The organism is Kordia sp. SMS9 (assembly GCF_003352465.1).
Taxonomy (GTDB): domain Bacteria; phylum Bacteroidota; class Bacteroidia; order Flavobacteriales; family Flavobacteriaceae; genus Kordia.
This window is the reverse complement of the sequence record NZ_CP031153.1, coordinates 548,595-570,199: the sequence shown is the minus strand read 5'-3', so window position 1 is coordinate 570,199 and position 21,605 is coordinate 548,595. Positions and strand designations below refer to the sequence as shown.

18 protein-coding genes and 4 tRNA genes are annotated in these 21,605 nt (G+C 36.6%); 3 read left to right on the top strand and 19 right to left on the bottom strand.

The features are described from left to right. Window positions 1–3: 3 nt before the first annotated feature. From KORDIASMS9_RS02550 to KORDIASMS9_RS02485, 15 genes are all read right to left on the bottom strand, one after another. The gene (locus KORDIASMS9_RS02550) at window positions 4–228 is read right to left on the bottom strand and encodes a hypothetical protein (RefSeq protein ID WP_114901341.1); all 225 of its coding nucleotides are present in this window, start codon (window positions 226–228) and stop codon (window positions 4–6) included. Between the two features lie 22 nt (window positions 229–250). Further along, window positions 251–323 (bottom strand) — tRNA-Asp (locus tag KORDIASMS9_RS02545). Between the two features lie 13 nt (window positions 324–336). Next, window positions 337–412: transfer RNA gene (locus KORDIASMS9_RS02540), tRNA-Gly, on the bottom strand. A gap of 108 nt (window positions 413–520) precedes the next feature. Next, window positions 521–591, bottom strand: a tRNA-Met gene (locus KORDIASMS9_RS23020). Window positions 592–626: 35 nt separating this feature from the next. After that, window positions 627–701 (bottom strand) — tRNA-Cys (locus tag KORDIASMS9_RS02535). 15 nt (window positions 702–716) lie between these two features. Then, on the bottom strand, window positions 717–2,084 hold the full coding sequence (locus KORDIASMS9_RS02530; protein WP_114901340.1) for an SDR family NAD(P)-dependent oxidoreductase: 1,368 nt from the start codon (window positions 2,082–2,084) through the stop codon (window positions 717–719). Further along, window positions 2,074–2,781, bottom strand: coding sequence for a hypothetical protein (locus KORDIASMS9_RS02525; protein ID WP_114901339.1), 708 nt, complete (start codon window positions 2,779–2,781; stop codon window positions 2,074–2,076). The genes KORDIASMS9_RS02530 and KORDIASMS9_RS02525 overlap by 11 nt, the downstream gene beginning before the upstream one ends. Next, window positions 2,778–3,839, bottom strand: coding sequence for a DNA polymerase beta superfamily protein (locus KORDIASMS9_RS02520; protein ID WP_114901338.1), 1,062 nt, complete (start codon window positions 3,837–3,839; stop codon window positions 2,778–2,780). Before KORDIASMS9_RS02520 ends, KORDIASMS9_RS02525 begins: the two co-directional genes overlap by 4 nt. Then, a complete protein-coding gene (locus KORDIASMS9_RS02515) occupies window positions 3,836–4,582 on the bottom strand; it encodes a nucleotidyltransferase domain-containing protein (protein ID WP_114905122.1) in 747 nt (248 codons plus the stop codon). Before KORDIASMS9_RS02515 ends, KORDIASMS9_RS02520 begins: the two co-directional genes overlap by 4 nt. 11 nt (window positions 4,583–4,593) lie before the next feature. Further along, window positions 4,594–4,818 carry a hypothetical protein gene (locus KORDIASMS9_RS02510; protein WP_114901337.1) on the bottom strand — a complete coding sequence of 75 codons (225 nt, stop codon included), beginning with the start codon at window positions 4,816–4,818 and terminating at the stop codon, window positions 4,594–4,596. 135 nt (window positions 4,819–4,953) lie between these two features. Next, window positions 4,954–5,667, bottom strand: a complete 714-nt coding sequence (locus KORDIASMS9_RS02505) for a DUF434 domain-containing protein (RefSeq protein WP_114901336.1) — start codon at window positions 5,665–5,667, stop codon at window positions 4,954–4,956. 14 nt (window positions 5,668–5,681) lie between these two features. After that, on the bottom strand, window positions 5,682–6,149 hold the full coding sequence (locus KORDIASMS9_RS02500; protein ID WP_114901335.1) for a hypothetical protein: 468 nt from the start codon (window positions 6,147–6,149) through the stop codon (window positions 5,682–5,684). Between the two features lie 44 nt (window positions 6,150–6,193). Next, complete coding sequence (locus KORDIASMS9_RS02495; protein WP_205318026.1) at window positions 6,194–7,579, bottom strand: RtcB family protein; 1,386 nt, start codon at window positions 7,577–7,579, stop codon at window positions 6,194–6,196. 407 nt (window positions 7,580–7,986) lie between these two features. Beyond that, window positions 7,987–8,283 (bottom strand): hypothetical protein, encoded by a 297-nt coding sequence (locus tag KORDIASMS9_RS02490; protein ID WP_046756516.1) that lies wholly within the window; start codon window positions 8,281–8,283, stop codon window positions 7,987–7,989. 192 nt (window positions 8,284–8,475) lie between these two features. Then, complete coding sequence (locus tag KORDIASMS9_RS02485) at window positions 8,476–9,027, bottom strand: 3'-5' exonuclease (RefSeq protein WP_114901334.1); 552 nt, start codon at window positions 9,025–9,027, stop codon at window positions 8,476–8,478. A 150-nt stretch (window positions 9,028–9,177) separates the two neighbouring features. Here KORDIASMS9_RS02485 and KORDIASMS9_RS02480 point away from each other — a divergent pair, with 150 nt between their 5' ends. Together KORDIASMS9_RS02480 and KORDIASMS9_RS02475 are read left to right on the top strand one after the other, a co-directional pair. After that, a complete protein-coding gene (locus tag KORDIASMS9_RS02480; RefSeq protein ID WP_114901333.1) occupies window positions 9,178–10,191 on the top strand; it encodes a YafY family protein in 1,014 nt (337 codons plus the stop codon). 37 nt (window positions 10,192–10,228) lie between these two features. After that, on the top strand, window positions 10,229–12,481 hold the full coding sequence (locus tag KORDIASMS9_RS02475; protein ID WP_114901332.1) for an endonuclease/exonuclease/phosphatase family protein: 2,253 nt from the start codon (window positions 10,229–10,231) through the stop codon (window positions 12,479–12,481). A gap of 9 nt (window positions 12,482–12,490) precedes the next feature. Here KORDIASMS9_RS02475 and KORDIASMS9_RS02470 read toward each other — a convergent pair whose 3' ends face one another. From KORDIASMS9_RS02470 to KORDIASMS9_RS02455, 4 genes are all read right to left on the bottom strand, one after another. Then, window positions 12,491–12,712, bottom strand: coding sequence for a hypothetical protein (locus KORDIASMS9_RS02470; RefSeq protein ID WP_114901331.1), 222 nt, complete (start codon window positions 12,710–12,712; stop codon window positions 12,491–12,493). 75 nt (window positions 12,713–12,787) lie between these two features. Further along, entirely contained in the window at window positions 12,788–15,430 is a 2,643-nt protein-coding gene (locus KORDIASMS9_RS02465) for a TonB-dependent receptor domain-containing protein (protein WP_114901330.1), read from the bottom strand. A gap of 47 nt (window positions 15,431–15,477) precedes the next feature. After that, entirely contained in the window at window positions 15,478–16,380 is a 903-nt protein-coding gene (locus tag KORDIASMS9_RS02460; RefSeq protein ID WP_114901329.1) for a FecR family protein, read from the bottom strand. Window positions 16,381–16,430: 50 nt separating this feature from the next. Then, a complete protein-coding gene (locus tag KORDIASMS9_RS02455) occupies window positions 16,431–16,952 on the bottom strand; it encodes an RNA polymerase sigma factor (protein ID WP_114901328.1) in 522 nt (173 codons plus the stop codon). Window positions 16,953–17,441: 489 nt separating this feature from the next. On the opposite strand from KORDIASMS9_RS02455, the gene KORDIASMS9_RS02450 reads away from it, so the two are divergent. Next, window positions 17,442–21,536, top strand: a complete 4,095-nt coding sequence (locus KORDIASMS9_RS02450; protein WP_114901327.1) for a hypothetical protein — start codon at window positions 17,442–17,444, stop codon at window positions 21,534–21,536. Window positions 21,537–21,605 lie beyond the last annotated feature (69 nt).

The window sequence follows — 21,605 nt, the reverse complement described above, 5'->3', positions numbered from 1 at the left end:
CTCTTAATCAAAAGCATTTTCAATGATGCGTGTTACAGGATTAAATTCTTGTTGCACATACTTAATCACATATTTACTGTCTGTTTTTATAATTCCGTGTTCTCCATGTGACACCATTCCTTCACCTTCAATTTGTAATACTTGCGTACTACCAACTGTATGGCGAACTTTTATGTTTTCGGCTTCCAAAATATGTGTATTGGTGGTTTTTTCTAATGCGTATTTCATGTGTTTCTTTTTTTAAATAGGCAACAGTAAACGAGATTCGAACCCGCGACCTCATGCGTGACAGGCATGCGCTCTTCCAACTGAGCTACTACCGTTGCCATTGTGATACGAGCGTTGCGCAAGGTTTGAACTCGCACTTCCTGAGTGGTTGCCAGGTGTTCTTCCAGTTAAACTACCAACTCTCGTAATGATTTTTAATAGGCAGCAATACTTGATATTTGAACTCAAAACCCTCTGCTGGTTGAGCAGATGCTCTTCCAATTGAGCTACTATCACTGCCGTTTTTTGAGCAAAGATTGAGCGAGGTTTGAACTCGCACTTCCAGTGATGAGCTAGGTGTTCTTCCAATTAAACCATCAATCTTTGCGTATCAAAATTTCTTATTATTGTTTTTAAAGAGCAGTAAATGGGACTCGAACCCGCATCCTCTACCTTTGCAAGGTAGTGTTCTTCCAACTCTTTTGAACTACTGCTGTATCTTTTAGCTTTTACCAATCTACAATACAGTAGTTTTTTAATAACTTTCCTGTAAAGATAGTATTGTTTTCTTCATTTTCATAGATAGGATGTACGATTCTTGAAGCGCCATCCACAGGATCAAGTGGCGGAATGTATCCTTTTTCAAATTGTTGTTTTCGTAAGGTTTCGTTTGCTCCTGTAGAAACCCAACCAACATCTATAGCGTTCATGTAAATGTTATCTTTTTCAAAGGTTTTTGCCGCGGTTAACGACATCATGTTTAAAGCCGCTTTGGTCATATTGGTGTGCGGATGAAACATAGTTTTGTTGTTGTAACTGAATTGTCCTTCCGAAGAAGTGACATTGATGATGTGTTTTTTAGGAAAGCTAGAATTTTTCAACAATGGCAACAATTCTTTGATGATAAAGTACGGCGAAATTTGATTGATCAAGTTGACTTCAATCAATTCCTGCATGGAGATTTCTTCCAAAGTAGCATTCCAGCTATTTTTTGAACGAGTGTCAATAGGTTGTCCAAAACGATTGAGTTCCAAGAAACTTTTTTCTACATGATTGTTCAATAATTTCACATTCGCCACAGGTGTTTCATTCGCGATTAAGTTTTGCTGACCAGAAAATTCTAATGCCAATTGTTGTTCTCTCGCAATTAATGGTGTGTAGTATTGGTCGGTATATTTGATCGTTTGCGCTGCATTATTGATGAGAATATCGAGCGTTTTGTGTGTGTTTTTGTAATAGTGAATGAAGTTTTCAACCGATTTTAGATTTCGTAAATCCAATCCGTATATGACTAAGTTATCTTTCCAAGATTCATAATCTTTTTCTTGGCGAAATAAGTCTAAAGCAGTTGCAGGAAAACGTGTTGTTACCGTTACATGTGCATGAAAACGTAGCATTTTCAACGCTGTTGCATAGCCAATTTTTACACGTCCGCCTGTTAAGATTACCTTGCGATTTGATAGATCGAGATTTTTGAACCGGTTTTCATAATTGAGTTCAGCGCAGGTTGGACACAAACGGTTGTAGAACGAATGTGCAAAAGTGAACGAAGTATTACAGCAATAACAATTTTTTGGAACATTCAGTTTTGTAAACGAGTGTTGCGATTTTTTTTCGTCTTGATAAATGGTCTTGTTTTGCAAAGCATTTTTAGAGATTTCACTATGTAAGATCGTTTCTAAATCTTCTTGTCTTTTGGTTGAAAATGTATCTTTCCGATTTGCCTTTTTTGCCTTTTTAGAAATCTTCGTGATGAGTGTTCCAAATTGTTTGTTATCTGGATTTTCAAACGGATTTTCTTTGAGCGCATGCAATACTTTTAAGCACGTTTCCCATTCTTGTTGCGAAAAATTATAGGTTTGTTCGTTATGTTCCATTGTCAAAATCTTCAAAAGGTTCTAAAAATCCGATGAGTTCTAAGGTAGCTTTTTTCCAGCGAATTCCGTGTCCGCTTGCAATTCTAGCTTCATATACAACTTCGTGTTTGTAATGTGTAAATACATTCCACCAGGTTTTGTGTTTTAGGATGTGTGTTATCAATTTTTGTACATATTTTTCTTTGTCTTCGGCACTTCCTTTGACGGTTCCCCAGAAACTTTCCGTAGAGCGTTGCGCATGTTTTTCCCAAGCGCGGACTGCTTTTGAAATTTGATCGTTGTGTGCTTCAAAACTGTGTTTCATCAATGCGTATTGCAATGGCGGAATTGCGTTTTCGTCTTGCAAACTCGCTGAGGTCAATCGTTGTCCGGAAAGTATCAAAATGTGTTCAAAGTTTGTCCGTTCTACGGCAGTGGCAAACGCTTTACGCGTTAGTTTATTATCTTCAAAGTTATACTTTTTTAAAGTTTTGAATTGTTCTTTAAAGATTGCAAATGCTTCCGTGAGATTTGGAATAATTTCTTCTTCAAAATTGGGTTTCCCGTGAAATTTCTCAACATCATTTTTATACAAGGCAAACGTATTGCGCGCTAGTACAGACAAGTGTTCGTTTTGTAAAAACGCGCTATATGTTGCTTTCCATTCCTCCGAAAGGAAGCTTTTACAGGAATATGCTATGTTTTGAAGAGCATTCACGGGTTTTTAGTGTAAAAATCGGTTCTAATGTTAATGAGTAAATTATTAATTTTTTCTATATCAGGACGTTTTGGCAATGTTGAATTTGCATATAGTCTTTCCAATTCTGTTTTTAATTCTGTTGCCCAAGTCACCAATTCATCATATTCATATTTTCCATGTTTTACATCTAATAAAAATTCACGATCTGGGCGCTTTACGTGAATCGTTTTTTCAGTTGCAATTTCTTTTGCCATGCGCAACAAACGAAACGTATGCATCATGTTTTTGGAATCGTAATTTTTTCCATGAGAAACCGTTGTTTTGTAACGTTCATCATTTCGTTTTTCGACCCAATTCCAATATTCCTTGTACTTTTTGCAATAACTAGAATAACTGTCTTTATTGTGAAATAGCATTCCAATTGTCGTTTCTTCTTTTGGGATAGAACTCAATGCCAATTCGTTTGCAAGTTCACTTTTGATGATTCCTTTGTAGGGAATATTTTCGTTGTGATATAGGTTGTGACAATCTTTTAGATGCGGAATGTTTGCAATACCACAGTGTTCTTGTTGGATGTTTTTATCAATCAAAAAATCCTTTAAAGGAATGGAAGTGTCATTTTCATACACAAAACAAAAGTCCAACACAGATTTGCGTTCTTTTTCCATTGGATTGACTATTTTCTTTTCCAATCCACGTGCTTTTTTGATTTGAGTAAACGCATAGTTTGCAAACGATTTTTCGCATTGTTTGGATAGAAATGTATCTAATTTAATGTTGTCAAACAACGGATTTTTGTATAAAATACAATCTTCCGAAACATTCAGTAATTCTAAGATGTTAGGATTATTTTTGGCGCATAATGAAATGAATTTTTGCAATTCATAATATACAGTATCATTCGTTTCATCATTAATTTGATCAATATAGTCGAGTGAATAATACATGGATTTTGGCAATACAAAAACACCACGAATATCGGTATCGGAAGTTGGCGTGTCTAATCCGTACGCGCGACTTCCACTGATACATTCAAAGATGATATGTCCTGATTTCTTGAGTTCTGAGAGTGTCATTGTATTGTTTTTATAAATAGCGTATTAAAATCTTCAGGGTTTGGTTTCACGTTTTTAAGATCATTTTTGATCTCGTTGTTTTCTGCAACAATCCTTTTTACCAAATTTATTAAAGAAGCCTCCACAGGCGCATTACTTTTTTCAATTTCGTTGCTTTTTAGCAGAATTAATTCATCCAAAAGAGCACTAGATTCCTCATCTAAAAGCGGATATAATTCACGAAAATTTACTGGCGGAACCGTTTCCTTTTTGTAAACCCAATTGGCACACAAAGCAGTTCGTATGGTATAGAAATAACTTTTTAAAGTCATTTCATTGGTGTCTAACGTTTCTTCAAAATTTTTGTTCATGCTGTGATAGTGAAAGAAACCTGCAACAGGATTGAAATTCTTTTCAGCGACCATTTTCATTTCTTCCAAGAACGTTCCCGAACTTCTGTACACAATAGGAGAGAAGAGCCAGCCCAATAAAGACGCATTCGATTTTGAGAGCAGTTTTAATGCTTTTTTAATGTCCCAACCAGAACCGTCTAATTCGTCTTCCGTCATGAATTGAATCGTATCTTTTTGTTCCCAAAGATTCAAATACCATTCGGTTTTGTGTTTGTACACAAAACGAATGTCATAATCGGAATCGGGAGAAGCAAAGCCCCAAGCTCTGCTTCCTGATTCGACAGCGAATAAGATTTCGATATTTTTATCGCGTTCTATTTCTGCTAATTTTTCTAGTATTCTTGTTTTCATTTTAAATGTTTTTACCATTCCCACCAAAGTGTTTTTCGGAATCTTGGGAATTCTATTTCGTGTCCTTCGAGCTGTTTTCTGAGAATGACTTTGCATTTTGTTCGGTATTGTTGACGCAAAAAGCGACGGTATTCCCAAGTGTTGCTTTTCCAGTGAATTTTTGCAGCTCGTGTTCTTTTTTTGCGTTTGTGAACTTCCTTGAAATTGTAAAATTTCTTGTTCTCACGTGTTTTCATTTTGTATTAAGTTATTTGTTAAAACTTAATACACGGTACCTTTTTTAGTTTGCATGATTTTATATGTTTCGTTGTTTTGTATTTCTGAGTTCAAAGATGATTTGTAAGTGCGCATTATTTTTGCGTAGTAATTTTTTATTCAGATTCCACTACATTTTTCTGTGGAATGTGTTCGTCTACAATCTGTCGTACCATATTGCACCAAGTTGTTGCATTGTCTAAAATCCAAGCATCCGAACTGATGGCGATTTGATTACTTTCTGCGATAAATTTGTCAGGATTATTGTCTAAAATGATTTCCCAATGGAGTTGATGCTCGTCTGCGAATTCTCGTAGCATTGTTTTTAGTCGTCCACTATTGGAAACAGGTTTGTCAAAGATCCAAGTAGCTTTTTTGACCTTGTTTTCTTGTAGAAAGTTTGCAATGAGTTGAATGGCTTCTGGCGTTTGTTTTACTTTTTTATACGTTCCATGCACGCTTGATATATCACGATAGCAACCATCTAAACCTTTGAAGAGATACGCGCCCGACAACGCACTTTCTAATAGGATTAATACATTAAAACCGTCTATATAGACTTCCTTTTCTGCTAATTGATTTGGCAATAAACAGTTCGCTGCACGTTTTTCGAGTTTGTGACTTGCTTCACTCATTCCTTGAACGGCACGTTGTTGGCGATTGTTGAGCTTATATCGATTTCCAACCAATGCCAATGACGATTTTTCAGAGAATCCTCTGCTCAATAAATACGACAAGTCTTTGATGGCTTCTCGCATTTTTGACTGCATTTTTGGATCGCCAAATAAACGGTCGTCACTTCCTTCTTTTCCTCTGCTTCTTTTGGTCATGGTGATTTAATTTTTCACTCGATTTCTTGTAAATTTTTAATAGATCGCTCCATGAGTTCAAAAAAACGGATGACATCTTTCTGTTTTCGTATGTAATATTTGAATGACGAATAGTGTGTTTTTTTAAAGGTGTGTCCGTCTGTAACCTTTACCAATTGTGGTAAGCTTTTAGGTGGGTTTCTAGCACTTAAATACAGAATAAACGGATCCATTGGAGGATGATTAGGAACTTGCAAACAAGTGATATCTGGATGAAATTTTTGAAAATACCATTCAAAGTCAAAGGTGTGATATTCTCCATATAGAAATATTATTTTCCCATCGTATTTTTTTAATTGAGCTTTTATTTTTTTTCGAAGTTTTCGTCCCCAAATTCGGTTTTTTACATAGATCCAAGGAGATACTAGTAAAAGGACCAATAAGAAGCCTAAAAAGCCAAAAACTATGCCCAAAAACTTTACGAATTTACTAATTGTTTTCATTTTTTTATTCCGTGCATTTTTAAGATAGTTTTTGACAATGTAGGTTATTTTCTCCTTTTTTTACGCTTCCAAGGCGCATTTTTGCTCACATCACCCGCCATGATACAACCAAACGGCATCACTTCATCAATGACTTCACCCAACCCAAAGTGTTCCATTTGAGCTCTTACCGTTGTAGCATTTTTGTAGGCAGATGGCAATTCGGTAATGTCAATTTCGTTGGAAAAGAAACGCACATCTAAGTCTTTAGTTTCTAATTCAAAAATTTCTTGAATCGTTCCTGTTTTGCTTTTTCTATGTTGCGTTCTGCTGATGTTTCTTCCCGCGCCATGTGGTGCAAAACCTAAGTTGGATTCCGTAGTTTCTCCTGTTACAATTAATACAGGTTCCGACATGTTTAGTGGAATTAAACGCGGTCCTGTAATGTCTGGCATGAACCTTTTATCCAAAGGCGTTGCACCTTTTGCATGATAGAACAAATCGCCATCTTTGAAAACAAAGTTATGTTCGTTCCAGTATCTGTCTTCTTTTGCAATACCTAATTTCTCTAAGGTTGCATCGTGAATGACTTCATGGTTTTTCTTGGTCCATTTACGTACAATTTGCAAGGCTTCCCAGTAGCTTTTTCCTTCTTCAGTATTGAAAGGAATCCACGCATTATGCTTTAAGGTTTGTGGCGATACTTCTTTTCGGAATTGCTCTGCGACTTTCATTCCTTTTTTATACAAATTCGCTCCAAAACCTCTACTTCCATGATGCGTAACCATCATCGTATTTCCTGTTTTTTTAGACGTTCCTACAAATAAGAAATGGTTTCCGTCACCTTGTGTTCCCAAATGTGAACGCGCTGCTGAAATACATTTTTGATCATTTAAAAAGGAATTTGCTTCAATTTCTGCCAATAAATCCATAGGAAATCTGAATTGATGTTCTCTCGATCTTCCGCCAGGACCAAAATGTGTAATGCTATGTGCGGCATCCAAAACGTCTTGCGGATTGGCATCTCCAAAATCGGTTAACATGACGGAGCAGCAAATATCTGCGCTGTGCATTCCTGGATGAATGGCGTTTTTGGCAACCGCAACGCCGCCCACAGGAATCACGCCAATATGACCTGTAGGACAGGCATCAGGCATTACAGCTCCGTTGACCAATGTTGGCGTTTTCATTAAGGTATTCATCGTATTGATAACATCTGCTACGTTTTTCTTTTCTACTTCATTCTCGGCTTCAATATTGATAGAAAAGGCAATCGGATTTTCATGTAATTTTATTTCAGGATCAGATTTGAACTGTTCCAAATACGTGAGCATTTCATCATGTTGCAATTGATTGTTATTGATATGCGCAATAGCTTCCTTAAACCATTTTTTAGGTTTGAAACCTAAGTCGATTAAAGTGTTTCCGTTGATTTGAATGTGTTCTTTCATCTGTTACTATTTTATTGTTTTTAATTTGTCAGATGGAATTCGCCATCGTCATTTGGTAGGTGTCAACTACTCGTTATGCCTCATTTCATGATACTTTTTTTGTAAACTCCGCTACTTTCAATATGTAGCGGAGCGTTGTTACTTTGTCATATAGAAATGACCTTATTTATAATTCCGAAACAAATATTGATTGGAAGTGCGCAATTATTTTGCGTAGTGTTTTTAGGTTTTTATTTTGTGGCAATGTAGTTTGAATTTTAAATGGTAGTTTGCGTTAGGGATTGACGTTTTGTTGGAGCTCTTTTTGAGTTGTAATGACAACACAAAAAAGCGACTACGGAAAGCCCGACCGCTTAGCGGGAACGCCCAAAATATTACGATTGTTAATTTGAATACGTGAAGAATGTCTATGACATCGGTAATATTTCTATTACTTTACCATATACATTTTTTGTCCATCCGTTAATTCTGCCATGATTGTTTCCAATTAACAATCCGCGCCGTTCGTTTTTTCCTTTCACTAAATGTGTAAATACATTTCCGCGAACTTTACAAAAGACAATATCACCCACTTCGCAATCTTCCCAAGAAATAGGCTGCAACTTTACAGGTTGCTTCGATTTTAAAAGTGGCAACATAGAATTACCAGGTTCTTTTGAAATGATGGTCTCACCATCAAGTAGTTTTTGAATTTTCCAATTCATAATGTTTGTTTTTTAAAAGTTATATGTGTCATGATTGGCACACATATCTTTTGGAAACTGATTTCAAAAGTGTTTCAATGAACTTTGGCAAAAGAAGTAAAAAACTGCGCAATCTTTTTACGTAGTAAAGTTTTTTAAGCAAAAAAAATTAGCCACCAGGCTAATCAAAATTTAAAAATTTATAAGGTCATCTTACGGATTATTTAAACACCAATGTAAGATTTTTGCGGTGTTGTTGGCATCATCAACGCCTCGGTGATGTTTTCCTTCTAAAGGAATCCGAAGTTGTTTTAATGCGCGTGCCATTCCGATGCCGCGTCGCATTCGGTTGCAACGTCTGAACTCTTCTTTCACGTTTATGTGTTGATATCCGAATGGGAAATCGACATTTTTTTGTCTGCATGTTTCGATCATTTTGTTGCGATCGTACGCGCCGTAACTTGCCCAGGTGTATGCAGACGCATCATACTCGTTAAAAAGTATCTCAATTGCATCTTCAAACGGAACGCCATCTTGCGCTACCATTTCGGGTGTAATTGAGGTGAGTTCTGTGCAAAATCGACTGATTTCGGAATGTTCAGGAATTACGAGAATTCCTTGTTGCTTGGATATTTCTCCCGTAAGGGTATCCAATTCGCAAACACCAATTTCAATAATCTCACTGTGAGCTCGTTGGTATTCGCCATCTTGTTCCCAGCACGTAGCTTCTAAGTCTACTACTAGGATTTTGTTTGTTGTTTTCATCTTTTAATTAAATTTAATATTTGTTTTTGTTTGACAGATGAAGCCGACGCACATGTATGTAAAAGAACTTGTGCAAAGAATGTTATTTAACTACGCAATCTTTTTACGCAGTAGCGATTTTTTTGTTATTTTCACACCAAATACAAGAAAATGGCAATTAATAAAAACGCACTAATTCGGTATAAAACCATTGATAAATGTTTGCAAAACCATTATCGTCAATGGACGTTGAACGATTTGATTGAAGCCTGTTCAGACGCGTTGCACGAATATGAAGGTCGTGAAGTAAATGTGAGTCGCAGAACGGTTCAACTCGATATTCAAATGATGCGCAGTGACAAATTGGGCTATAATGCGCCAATTGTAGTGTACGATCGTAAGTTTTACAAATATGAAGAAGAAGAGTATTCCATCACGGATATTCCGTTGACCGAGAATGACATGAACGTACTTTCGGAAACGGTAGAAATGTTGAAACAGTTTAAAGATTTTTCGTTGTTTTCAGAATTAGGCGGCATCATTCAACGTTTGGAAGATAAGGTATATAGCGAAAAAACACATCAGTCGGCAATTATACATTTAGACAAAAATGAAGGTTTGAAAGGTTTGCAACATCTCGATGTGTTGTATCAAGCTATTTTAAAGAAAATCGTGTTGCGATTGACGTACAGATCGTTTAAAGCGCGCCAAGCTTCCGAAGTTATTTTTCATCCGTTTATTTTGAAAGAATTCAACAATCGCTGGTTTTTGGTAGGCGTTTCTGGGAATAAACCTAAAATTATGACCTTGGCTTTGGACCGAATTATTCATGTAGATTATGATTTGGACATTCCTTACCGCAACGAACAATTTGATGGAGATACGTATTATAAAAACACAATTGGTGTGACGGTTTTAGATCAAAAACACATTCAACGCATTGTGCTTAGAATAGATCGAAGCAACGCGCCGTATGTCACCACAAAACCGCTTCATCATACACAAGAAATTATTTCAGTCCATAAAAATGGAAGCATTACGGTACAATTACAAGTACACATCAATTTCGAGTTGGAACGCTTGATTCTTGGTTTTGGCGAAACAATTGAAGTATTAGAACCGCGATTGTTGCGCAAACGTATTCGCAAAAAATTAGCTGCCGCTGCAAGTCAATATTCGGAGTAAATTTTATCTTTGCGTGGTTACAAATGATACACTTTTTATGAAATTTAACTACTTTTTTATTTTTCTTTTGCTGAATCTTCAATTTGTTTGTTCACAATCTGCTGCCATTACCATTGATGGTGTTTTTGAGGATTGGCATTCCGGATTAACTACGTATGTTGACACGAATGAAAGTATTTCAGGTGTTGATTTGTTAGAAATTCAAGTGACGAATGATGATGAATTTTTGTTCATTCGCATCAAAGCAGATCAAGAATTTGATTTAACAGATGACAATACCATTATACAAGAAATAGGACTTTTTATTGATGCAGATAATAATACGAATACAGGATTTGACATTCAGCAAGATTATGGTTCGGAATTGGGATTGCTTTTTACACGATTATTTGCACATTACAACGTAACGCCGTATTCGCAAGTAAGCATGTCAGATTTAAAAGTGAGAGTAGCGCCCACGGTAAGTTCGGACGAGTTTGAAATTGCGATTGGACGTCATGTATTGCCCGATGGCATCAATGCATTATTTCCATCATCTACCATAAAAATACTCGTCAAAAACGATGCTAATTTTGATCGCATTCCAAATATTGGGAATGTGTTTAGTTATACTTTTGATGAAACGCCTGTGCCAGCATACACACCAATTGACATAAATAAAGATTCTACCGAACACATTAGAATTGTAGCGTATAATACGCTATTCAATGGATTGCTAGAACCCAATCGTTTGAATGAATTTGAGCGCATTATCAAATCGCTCCATCCTGATATTGTGGGTTTTGTAGAAAGTTACAATACTTCGGAAGCCTATGTAAAAGGATTGTTTGATACGTGGTTGCCTTTGGGAACAGCTCATGGTTGGTATGTGGCGCAGCATGGAGGCGAAGTCACGGTTTCACGTTGGGAAATTACCCAACAATGGGATCATTTAACACGCCAATTTCCTGTATTGATTGATTTACCAGATGCTATCTATCATACAGATTTATTATTCACGAATGCACATTTAAGTTGTTGCGGCGCTGATACCTCACGACAAGATCAAGTAGATCAATATGCCGCATTTATTTTGGATGCGAAAACTGCTGGCGGATTGATTGATCTTCCAGAGAATACACCTTTTGTATATGGCGGCGATTTGAATTTGGTAGGTTTGGCACAACAGTTAGAAACCTTAAAAACAGGCGACATTCAAGATACGGCAACCTACGGACAAGGCGGTTTTTTAGATTGGGATGATACGGAAGTCAAAGAAGAAAATACGCTACAAGCAGATGTGCGCATGAATTACACATGGCGATCCGATTCGCAAGCATTTCCTCCGGGAAAGCTAGATTTTATGTTGTTTTCAGATTTTACGTTGGAAGCAGAAAAGTCGTTCGTATTACAAACCGAATTGATGTCAACTACGCGCTTGACAAGCTATAATTTACAACAAAATGATACTGAAACGGCTTCGGATCATTTTCCTGTTGTCACAGATTTTTCTATAAAAACTGCCACGGTTTCTCCAATTGTATACTTGCAAGGTGCAGGAATCAATCCGTATGTAGGACAAGAAGCGTTGATGCGAGACGATTTACGCCAAAATAATCTCTTGCCAACCACTTCTCCATATCAAGATGCAATTACCTGTGAAGCAAGTGTGTTTGACGCCAATTTGGGTGCAGAAAACAATGATATTGTCGATTGGATCTACCTAGAATTACGCGATCCAAACGATGCTGCGCAAGTTAAATATGCACGTTCTGCATTGCTTCAACGCGACGGCGATGTGGTAGATATAGATGGTGTTTCTACCGCAGTGAAACTCAATGTGCCACCAGCAGATTATTACGTAGCAATTAGACATAGAAATCATTTAGGAATTATGACAATTGGCGCAACACAATTATCGGAAAGTGTGGTTTCCATTAACTTTTCACAAGATTCTAATTTGATAAGCTACGGAAGCAACCCGCAAACGCAATTTGGAATTTCTTCGGGGCGTTTTGCCATGTGGGCAGGAAATGTAAGCACAAATGACGTTATTCAATACACAGGAACAAATCCTGATGCACCTGCCATTTTAAGTGAAGTGCTCAATGATCCTGGAAACTTTTTAAACTTTCCGACGTTTACTATTTCGGGTTATAATATTCATGATATCAATATGGATGGAAACGTTCAATACACAGGAACTACACCAGATACGCCATTCATCTTACAAAATGTACTGGCGCATCCAGGTAATTTTTTAAACTTTAGTACGTATCAAATTCAAGAACAATTGCCTGAACATGAATAGCATTTTAAATTAAGATTTTTGTTCAATGCATTCTTTTTGTTGTAACGTTATTAAACAATCAGTTTCATACGTACACGGTATTTGAATAGAAGTACAGGGACCACCAACCGATCCAGGACATGGCCCGCCAAATAAGGTTCCGGCAGCAGCGCCTCCTTGCGTTTTTTCAGCATGTAAGCTGGAAACTACTTTTTTGTTGAGTTGTAAACTTTGTAATTTCTTTTTTTTCATGAGATAAGTTTTTTGGTTATCTCATAAAGTTACAAAATTGTATGTGTACATTTTTATGTTTTAAATGATTTGCCGCTAAAAGAATATTTTAAAAGAAACATTCGGCGTTAAACCAAGCGAAAAGCGTTGAATCACTTGTTCTAAAATGACTTCCAATTCTTCTGGAGTGGAACCTGTAGTGCCTGGAATAGCAATTCCGCCATCATCTAGCGGTTTGCGTTCTGCCTTGTAAATTACGTTTATTGGTTTTACTCTGTTGTATAAGTTGAGTACAGAAACTCCTAATTGCGCGCGCAGTTTTTTAATGTTGAAATCATACAAAATAGACGCATCCAACCGATGAAAAGCAGGCAAACGATCGCTATTAATCGGTCCGAAATCGACAACACCTGCATTTTCGCCATCTGCATCAATCTCAATAACATACCTATTTACGGGAGTTACAGGTTTTCCAGATCGAATTTGCCAACCTAATGAAAATTGCCAATTGTCAACTTTAAGTGTGTTGGAAATTCGGAACGCATGTGTGATGTCATTATTTCCTGGAAACTCTTCATTTCCTTGTAAATTAGGGAACGAAAACGTAATGTCATTAAATGTATATCCTGCCCAAATTTTATAATTATGCCATTTGTATTTTAATAAAACGTCCAATCCTTTGATGGTACTTTCACCTTCTTCTAAATTTTCTAGTGGATTACTAAAACCGTTGGTAAACGTAGTTAAACCTTCCAGTTCTTTATAATATGCATCAATGTCAATATTTAGATTTTTGTGATTGTACAAAATTCCTCCAGAAATTTGATTGCTTGATAGTAACGGATATTGATTGTCATCCGACAAACGCCATAAATTGTTTTCCAATCGCAATTCCGTATGATTGAATTCTATCAGTTGTGAAATGGGTTGATTTCGTCGCTCAATTGCTGTTTTTACACGAAAACGATCGTTCAACGGATATTCAAAATTGATACGTGGCTCTACCAAAAAACGATCTACCGAATTGTAATGTACCAATCGTACACCTGCGTTTAAGAACGCATCATTTTTAAAGCTTAACGTATATTCACCAAACAACGCATTTTTAAAATTGGTATCACTTTGTCCTGAATCTTCTATGCTATTTTCTAGAGGATTTATTTTTCGAATAATCACGTCCAAATTTGTATACGAAACTTGATAACCTGCGGTAATTCTCTGTGTATTAGTCAAGTTTCTTGTCAAAGAAAAGTTGGCACCAATATCTACAATATCATTCTGACGAATGTTAATTTCGGCCAATTCAGGAATATCGTCACCAGTTTCATCCTTAATTTCATTATTTTGATAGAACGAATTGTATTCTGAAAAATACACCGTCAATTTTTCTTGTTGTTTCTCGCTTGTGCGATGTTTCCACTCAAAACTCAAGCCTTTATTTTTGGTAATGAGGGAATCGATCAGTAATTCATCGCCGCCCATAAAATTAAAATCAAGTCGATTTCGCGAGAACAATCCGCTAACGGAAAGTGTGTTTTTTTCATTTGGTTTTATAACCACTTTTGCATTTACATCTGCAAAAGAAAAATCGTTGTTACTGCTTTCGCGATTAAAATCGTCGTCGGTTTCCAATTCCAACACATTGCCATTAATATCGCGTGCTACGCCAAAATTTGTAAAAATTTTATCGGCATAACTTGTGTAGGTTGGCGTTTTCCAAACATCAGGATAGGAACGACGTGCAAATACATACAGTGCTGTTTTGTCTGATAGCGGCATTTTTACAAAACCATTTACTGCCAAACCGTCCAATTCAAAACCTCCGTTGGTTTTTTTGGGAATTTCCTCACCGCTAGAAATATCAATAATTCCAGAAATACGATCGCCATAACTCGCGCTTGTACCTGATCTGAAAATGGCCGCTTTTTCTGTTGCAAACGGATTGAACAATGAAAACATTCCGTAAAAATGTCCTGTATTGTAGAGTTTGATATTGTCGTATAAAATTAAATTTTGATCGGGCGATCCACCGCGAATTTGAATGCCTGTTGCCGATTCGTCCAAGGTAGAAATCCCTGGAATCAATTGCATACTTTGTGCAATATCCGCATTCAACAAACCTGGTAAAATGCCTAAACGTTTGGTGTCTATAACGATAGAGCCATCTTTATTTCGGTCAATTCCATTGGTAATGTATCCAGAAATAATCACGGCTTCCAATGATTCTGTTCCTTGCGACAAATAAATTTGCATACACGTTTTGCTGCCTGTAAATTCTTTGGCTTCATAGCCTAAACTAGTTGCCGTAAAGCGATTGCTGTTTGTTTTATTAATGGTGAAAAAACCATTCAAATCGGTAATAACTCCTGTGTTTTCGTCAGTGCCAATCGTTGCATACGGAATCGGTATTCGCGTTATCGCATCCAACACATAACCGCAAATTTTATTGTCTCCTTGCTTTGGTGCAACGATGATTTGCTTGTCGGAAAGTTGATCAAACGTCAAGCCTGTTTGCGCTTCTAAAATGATCAATAATTCTGATAATTCTATCTGTGAAACATTGAGCGTAATCGTTTTATTTTGAATTAAATCACTTGCATACGAAAACGAAAGATCGTATGTTTTTTCAATTTCTTTAATAACTTCTAAAAGCGGTGTGTTTAGGTAGTTGTACTTTATATTTTGTGCGTTTGAAACGGCAAACATCAACAACAAAAAAAGTGCACAAAGCTGTTTCATAAAATTAAGATTAAGGCGTGTCAATATAATAATATCTACATGTTATGCTACTTAAAAAGTGTGATTTTAGAGTTCACTTTTTTATAACGAATGCCCATAGGTGTTAACGTTGCTTTCAATGCATTTTTTAAGTTAGAATGATAAAAACTTCCAGAAAATAGACGTGTTGCATCTATTTTCGTGGCATCAAAAGTTAAATTAAAATACAGAGACAATTCCGCTAAAACTTCTGATAAAGGTTTTGCTGTAAACGTAGAAACACCCTTTTTCCAAGCAGGAGTTTCTTCTGTAAAAGTTTCTTCTATTAACACATCATCAGTGATGGTAATTTGAGTTCCTTTTGTGAGTATATAATTGTTTTTAGCGGCATTATTTTGGGTGAATTGTATTTTCCCTTCATAACATTTCAATTCAAAATCGGTACGATCTTTAATGTTGAATTTAGTTCCCAAAACAGCAACCGTTCCTTTGGATGTTGCTACTCTAAAATTATCTCCTTTTGTAATTGTAAAATAAGCTTCACCTTTCAATGCTACTGTTTTATGAGATGACCAAAAGAAGCGTTTGTGAGAAACACTAGAATTTGCATTCAAATTTATGATGGAGCCATCTGCCAACGTAATTGTTTGCGATTCGCCAATGCCAGTTGTATATGTTTTAGTTGAGGTAAGAAAAATTCCTGTTGACAAAATAAGGATCGCTGCAATAGAAATATTTTGCCACAATTTGATTAATTTTCCTTTTTTTGGTTTCGAGGCAAGTTTATCTTTTACGATTTGCAAAGCGCGTTCTACGTCAATCTCAGGACCATCTAACAATTGCGCTTCTTTATTGATCACGTCAAATTGTCTAAAGGCGTCAGTCTTTTCAAAAGCAATGCGTTCTTCCTCAGAAAGTTCACCAGCAATCCATCGCCCTAAAAATGATTCGTCTGTTTCGTAGTTTTTCATCTTTTGCTTAGTTTCTTATTAACTAGACATTTAAAAAGGTGTGTACCCTATTAAATTTTTATTTCTTTTCCCAAAATGGCGCGTAATTCCTTTAAAGCTTTGCTCATTCTGCGTTCAATAGCTTTTACCGTGAGCCCAGTAATTTCGGCGATTTCTTTATAGGTTTTTTGTTCGATGCGACTCATTAAAAAAACTTCTCTTTCTTTAGGATTTAAGGTGTTGATAGCTTCTTTTAGTTTGATTCTGAATTCTTCTACTTCAATTAAAAAATCAGGACTTTCATGATCGGTATTTTCTATCACTGTTTTTTGGTGTTTTAGCACTACTTTTTCATGTGCGACTTCATTTAAAAAAGAATGATTGCTTGCCGTATAAATATAGGATTTAGCTTTTGAAAAGGTAATTGTAGCGCAAAGTTTCCAAAGTTTGACAAACACATTTTGCACAATATCTTCAGCGCGTTGCAAGTTTCCACATTTGTAATAAATGTACTTTGTAGCGGGTTCGTAGAACTTACGAAACAGCGTGTTATAATTTTTTTCTTCGCAAATAGAAGGTTCTTTCTCTGACATTTACTTCAACTATGAGAGTCAAAAATACTGAAAACTCTTAAAAAAGCAGAAAATAAAATAGGGTGTCTTCGTTTTTTACGGTCTTAGAGATAAAAGCAGCTCAGAAATTTTGATTACAATCTAAAAACATATCAGTAGAATTTATCAGATTAGGGCAACATATTTTTACTGAATTTAGAGAAACGAATGTCATTATCAAAAAGGGCAATTTTAGTTTAACGAGCGACAAGATCAAATCTGTATGGATTTGATCTTCGTCATTTTTAACCAAAAAATAATTCATTAAAATCGTATGAAAAAAGAAATTTCACTTCACAGAGCAGTTGTCATTTTCATTGTTATCATCATCATGATGCTACTGGTATCTACAGGAAATATATAGTAGTCATAAACAAAAAAATTATAAATGATAAAAAAATAGGGTGTGTCACTTTTTTGCTGTCATAACAATATAAGAGTAGAAAACTATAAAATCTTAAACCTACTAAAATGAAAAAAAACACCTTATTAATAATTGCCTTATTATTTTGTGTGATAAGTTATGCGCAAAACTTCAATTATCAAGCGGTTGTTCGTGATGCGTCCAACACTCCTGTTGCCAATCAGTCAATTGGTGTACTGGTAAGAATTATTGAAGGAAGTCCCACAGGAAGTGTCGTGTACAATGAAACACATACAGTAACTTCCAATGCACAAGGTGTCATTACGCTGCCAGTTGGTGGTGGAACTTCTGGAGCTAACTTCTTAGCAATCAATTGGAGTTCTCAAAATCAGTGGATCGATATTCAAGTAGACATCACAGGCGGAACAAGCTATGTCCAACTAGGCACCTCAAAACTGCAATTTGTACCGTATGCTATGTATGCATTAAACAGTGGCGAAGCTGGAAATGCAGGAATATTTGCTGTAAATGGTGGTGTTGTAAGCAACGGAAACGGAAATAACGTAACAGACGATTTTGTATTTGGATCTGATCAATTAGATAATAACGGATCTTTTAATGCAGCCTTTGGAAATAGAATGTTCTACGACAAAAGCAAAGCGGCTTTTAGAGCAGGATACACACAAACAGATCAATGGGATGAAGCCAAAGTAGGAGATTATTCTGTAGGTTTTGGTGAAGGTGGAGTAGCTAGTGGACGCAACTCATTCTCTATGGGGCGTAATGCCAATGCAACTGGGAATGAGGCTTTTGCTTTCGGATTAAATGCGGGAGGTTTTGCAGATTATGCAAGAGGTTTTGGATTAAATGCACGTGCTCATGGTATAAATTCGACAGCAATTGGGCGACAATTAAACGCCAACTCAATGGCAGAAATTCAATTGGGTCAGTACAGTAACTTTGTTTCTGGTTCAACAGATACTTGGGTGCCAACTGATCGTTTATTTGTCATTGGTAATGGACAAGAAGATATCAACTTAGCACTAAACAGTGATGCTTTAGTCATGCTAAAAAATGGAAATACAACCTTAAATGGTACACTAACAATAGATGGTGATAACGCAGGAGCTGGAACTTCTTTTACACTTCCTGCTCAAGATGGTTCAGCCAATCAAATCATGCAAACAGATGGTTCAGGAAATGTTGCGTGGGTAACACCAGCAGCTTCAGCCATTCCAAATGGAGGAACAAGCGGATATGTATTGTCTACAGATGGTTTAGGAGTTTTATCATGGGTAACTAATGACGATGCAGATAACGATCCAACAAACGAAATAGAATTGCCAACACAAACTGGAGAAGCAGATAAATTCCTAACAACAGACGGAACTGCCGTAGCTTGGCAAGATGTTCCCAATGAATTACCAACAGGAGGAACTAATGGGCAAGTATTAGTAACTGATGGTTCAGGAGTCTATTCTTGGGTTAATCAAACAGCAACAGCAGGTTTTTCTACAACTGGAAATGTAACAAGTAATGCAAACGGTGATACGACAGTAGATGATTTTGTATTTGGAAGTACACAAATAGACGATATCCCTGGAATTCCAGATAATAATAGAATTGTATTCGATAAAAGTAATGCAGGTGCCTTTAGAGCAGGTAGTGCTTTCAATACACCATATTTCAATCAAGATCAAATGGGAGGAGGATCTGTTGGTTTTGGAGTAAACAATCAAGCAGGAGGAAATTATGCAGCTACGATGGGGTTTTTTAACAATTCAAGTGGATATGCATCTTTCTCAACAGGAGATTTCAATACAGCTTCAGGCGCTGGTTCAGCTTCAATAGGATCTAATAATACGACCTCAGGTGCGTATGCTATGAGCTTAGGGATACAATTAACCTCAGAATCTTTAGCTCAAATTACTTTAGGAACAAACAATACAGGAGTAACTGGTAATGCGGCAACTTTTGTAGCAACAGATAGATTATTCGTATTAGGAAATGGAGCAGATACGGCAAATAAAAGTGATGCTCTAGTTGTATTAAAAAACGGAAACACAACTATAAACGGTACATTAACCATTGATGGAGACAATCAAGAAATAGAACGTGGGTATACCTTGCCTGCACAAGATGGTAACGTAGATCAAGTAATGACAACTGATGGAGCTGGAAATGTTGCTTGGGCAGATGCTGCTACAGGTTCAGGAGCATTCATAACAACTACGAACATAACTAGCAATGCTAATGGAGATACCGCTACAGACGACTTTGTATTTGGAAGTTCACAATTAGAAGATATTACAACTGCTACCAATGATGACAGTCGTATGTTTTTTGATAAAAGCAAACAAGCTTTTAGAGCAGGTGGCGCAAGTGGTTCACAATGGAATGATATGAATGTAGGTGGAAATTCTATAGTGCTCGGAAATAACTCTATTGCAAGTAATACGAGTGCTGTGGCAATAGGAGAAAGTAATGTTGCGAGTGGAGTGGCTGCGATAACCGCTGGTACAAGTTTAACAGCAGAATCATTTGGACAAACATCTATTGGAACCTATAATACGCGAGTAACAGGAAATGCAACTCAATTTGTTGAAACAGATCGTTTATTTGTTATCGGTAACGGTACAAATCCAGATGAAGCTTTTAGGGCTGTAGGATTTAGTGATGCTTTAGTCATGCTAAAAAACGGAAATACAACGCTAAATGGTCAATTAACAATAGATGCGGATAATCAAGGTGCTGGAACTGGATACACATTACCAGGACAAGATGGTACTGCAAATCAAATACTAAGTACAGATGGATCAGGAAGTACTTCTTGGGTAGATGCGCCAATGGCAGCAATGTCTGCGTTTTCTACAACTGCTAGTGTAACTAGCAATGCTAATGGAACAATTGCTACAGATGATTTTGTTTTTGGAAGTACACAATTGGATAACGATACAAATACAACTGATGATGATAGGAGACTATTTTTTGATAAAAGTAAAGGAGCATTTAGAGCTGGAATTGCAGAAATAAACGAATGGGACGATGCTAGTGTTGGAGAATTTTCTATAGCATTAGGAAGAAGACCATTTGCTGAAGGTAGTGCTTCTATAGCTTTAGGTACATTTTCTTCTGCTATAGGAGATGAATCGGTATCTATAGGTCATGCAGCTTCTACTTATGGCTTGCGTTCTACGTCCATAGGTTATAGAGTACTTGCACAATCAAAAGAACAAATTACTATAGGAACATATAATACATTAGTCGAAGGGGATTTGAATAATTGGGTAAGTACAGATAGACTTTTTGTTATAGGTAATGGTGATGCAGATAATGGTACTGCGCCAAGGAGTGATGCTTTAGTAATGCTTAAAAACGGAAATACAACTTTAAACGGTCAATTAACAATTGATGGAGACAATCAAGGTGCTGGAGCTTCGTATACATTACCAGCACAAGATGGAACAGCAAATCAAGTACTAACTACAGATGGAGCTGGAAATGTTGCTTGGGCAGCAGTTGCCGCTGGAACGATGCTTCCTAGTGGAGGAACTGACGGACAACTATTAAAAACAGATGGTTCAGGAAATTATGCTTGGGTAACGGATGCAGTAGACGATGCAGATAATGATCCAACCAATGAAATTGAATTACCAACACAAGCTGGCGAATCAGGGAAATTTTTAACTACTGACGGAACAAACCCTAGTTGGACAAATACTGTAGAAGCTACTAGTGTAAAAATACCAAGTTTGCCAGCGTTCAATGTAGCCGCTAACGGAACCGTATACACTACAGCAGGAGAAAAAGAAGTTGGCGATTGGAATAGTTCAGTAAATACAGACCTTTTTAATGATGGAAGTCATTTAAACCTCACAAACGGACGTTTTACAGCTCCGGTAGATGGATTGTATTTCTTCTCAGCACAAGTACGAATTGATGCAATTAATGGCGCTTCTGGTTCGGTGTATTCACGTTTAATGATTGTGAAAAATGGTAACAAGCAAGGATTTAGAAACGGTTTACACTCTATTAGAAATGCGGATGCAGGAACTGCCAATTGGGACACGCAACATGTAAGCGGAATTTTAAAACTAAGTGCTGGAGATTACGTATCTGTATTTGTTGAGAGTACTGGAGATGCAAACTTTATAGTACAAACTGAATCAGGTTTCAACGGATATTTAGTGAATAAACTATAAAAAATTAAAAAATAATGACAACTCCCTGTATTTGATACTTTTCAACTAGGGAGTTTTCTAGGTATAAGA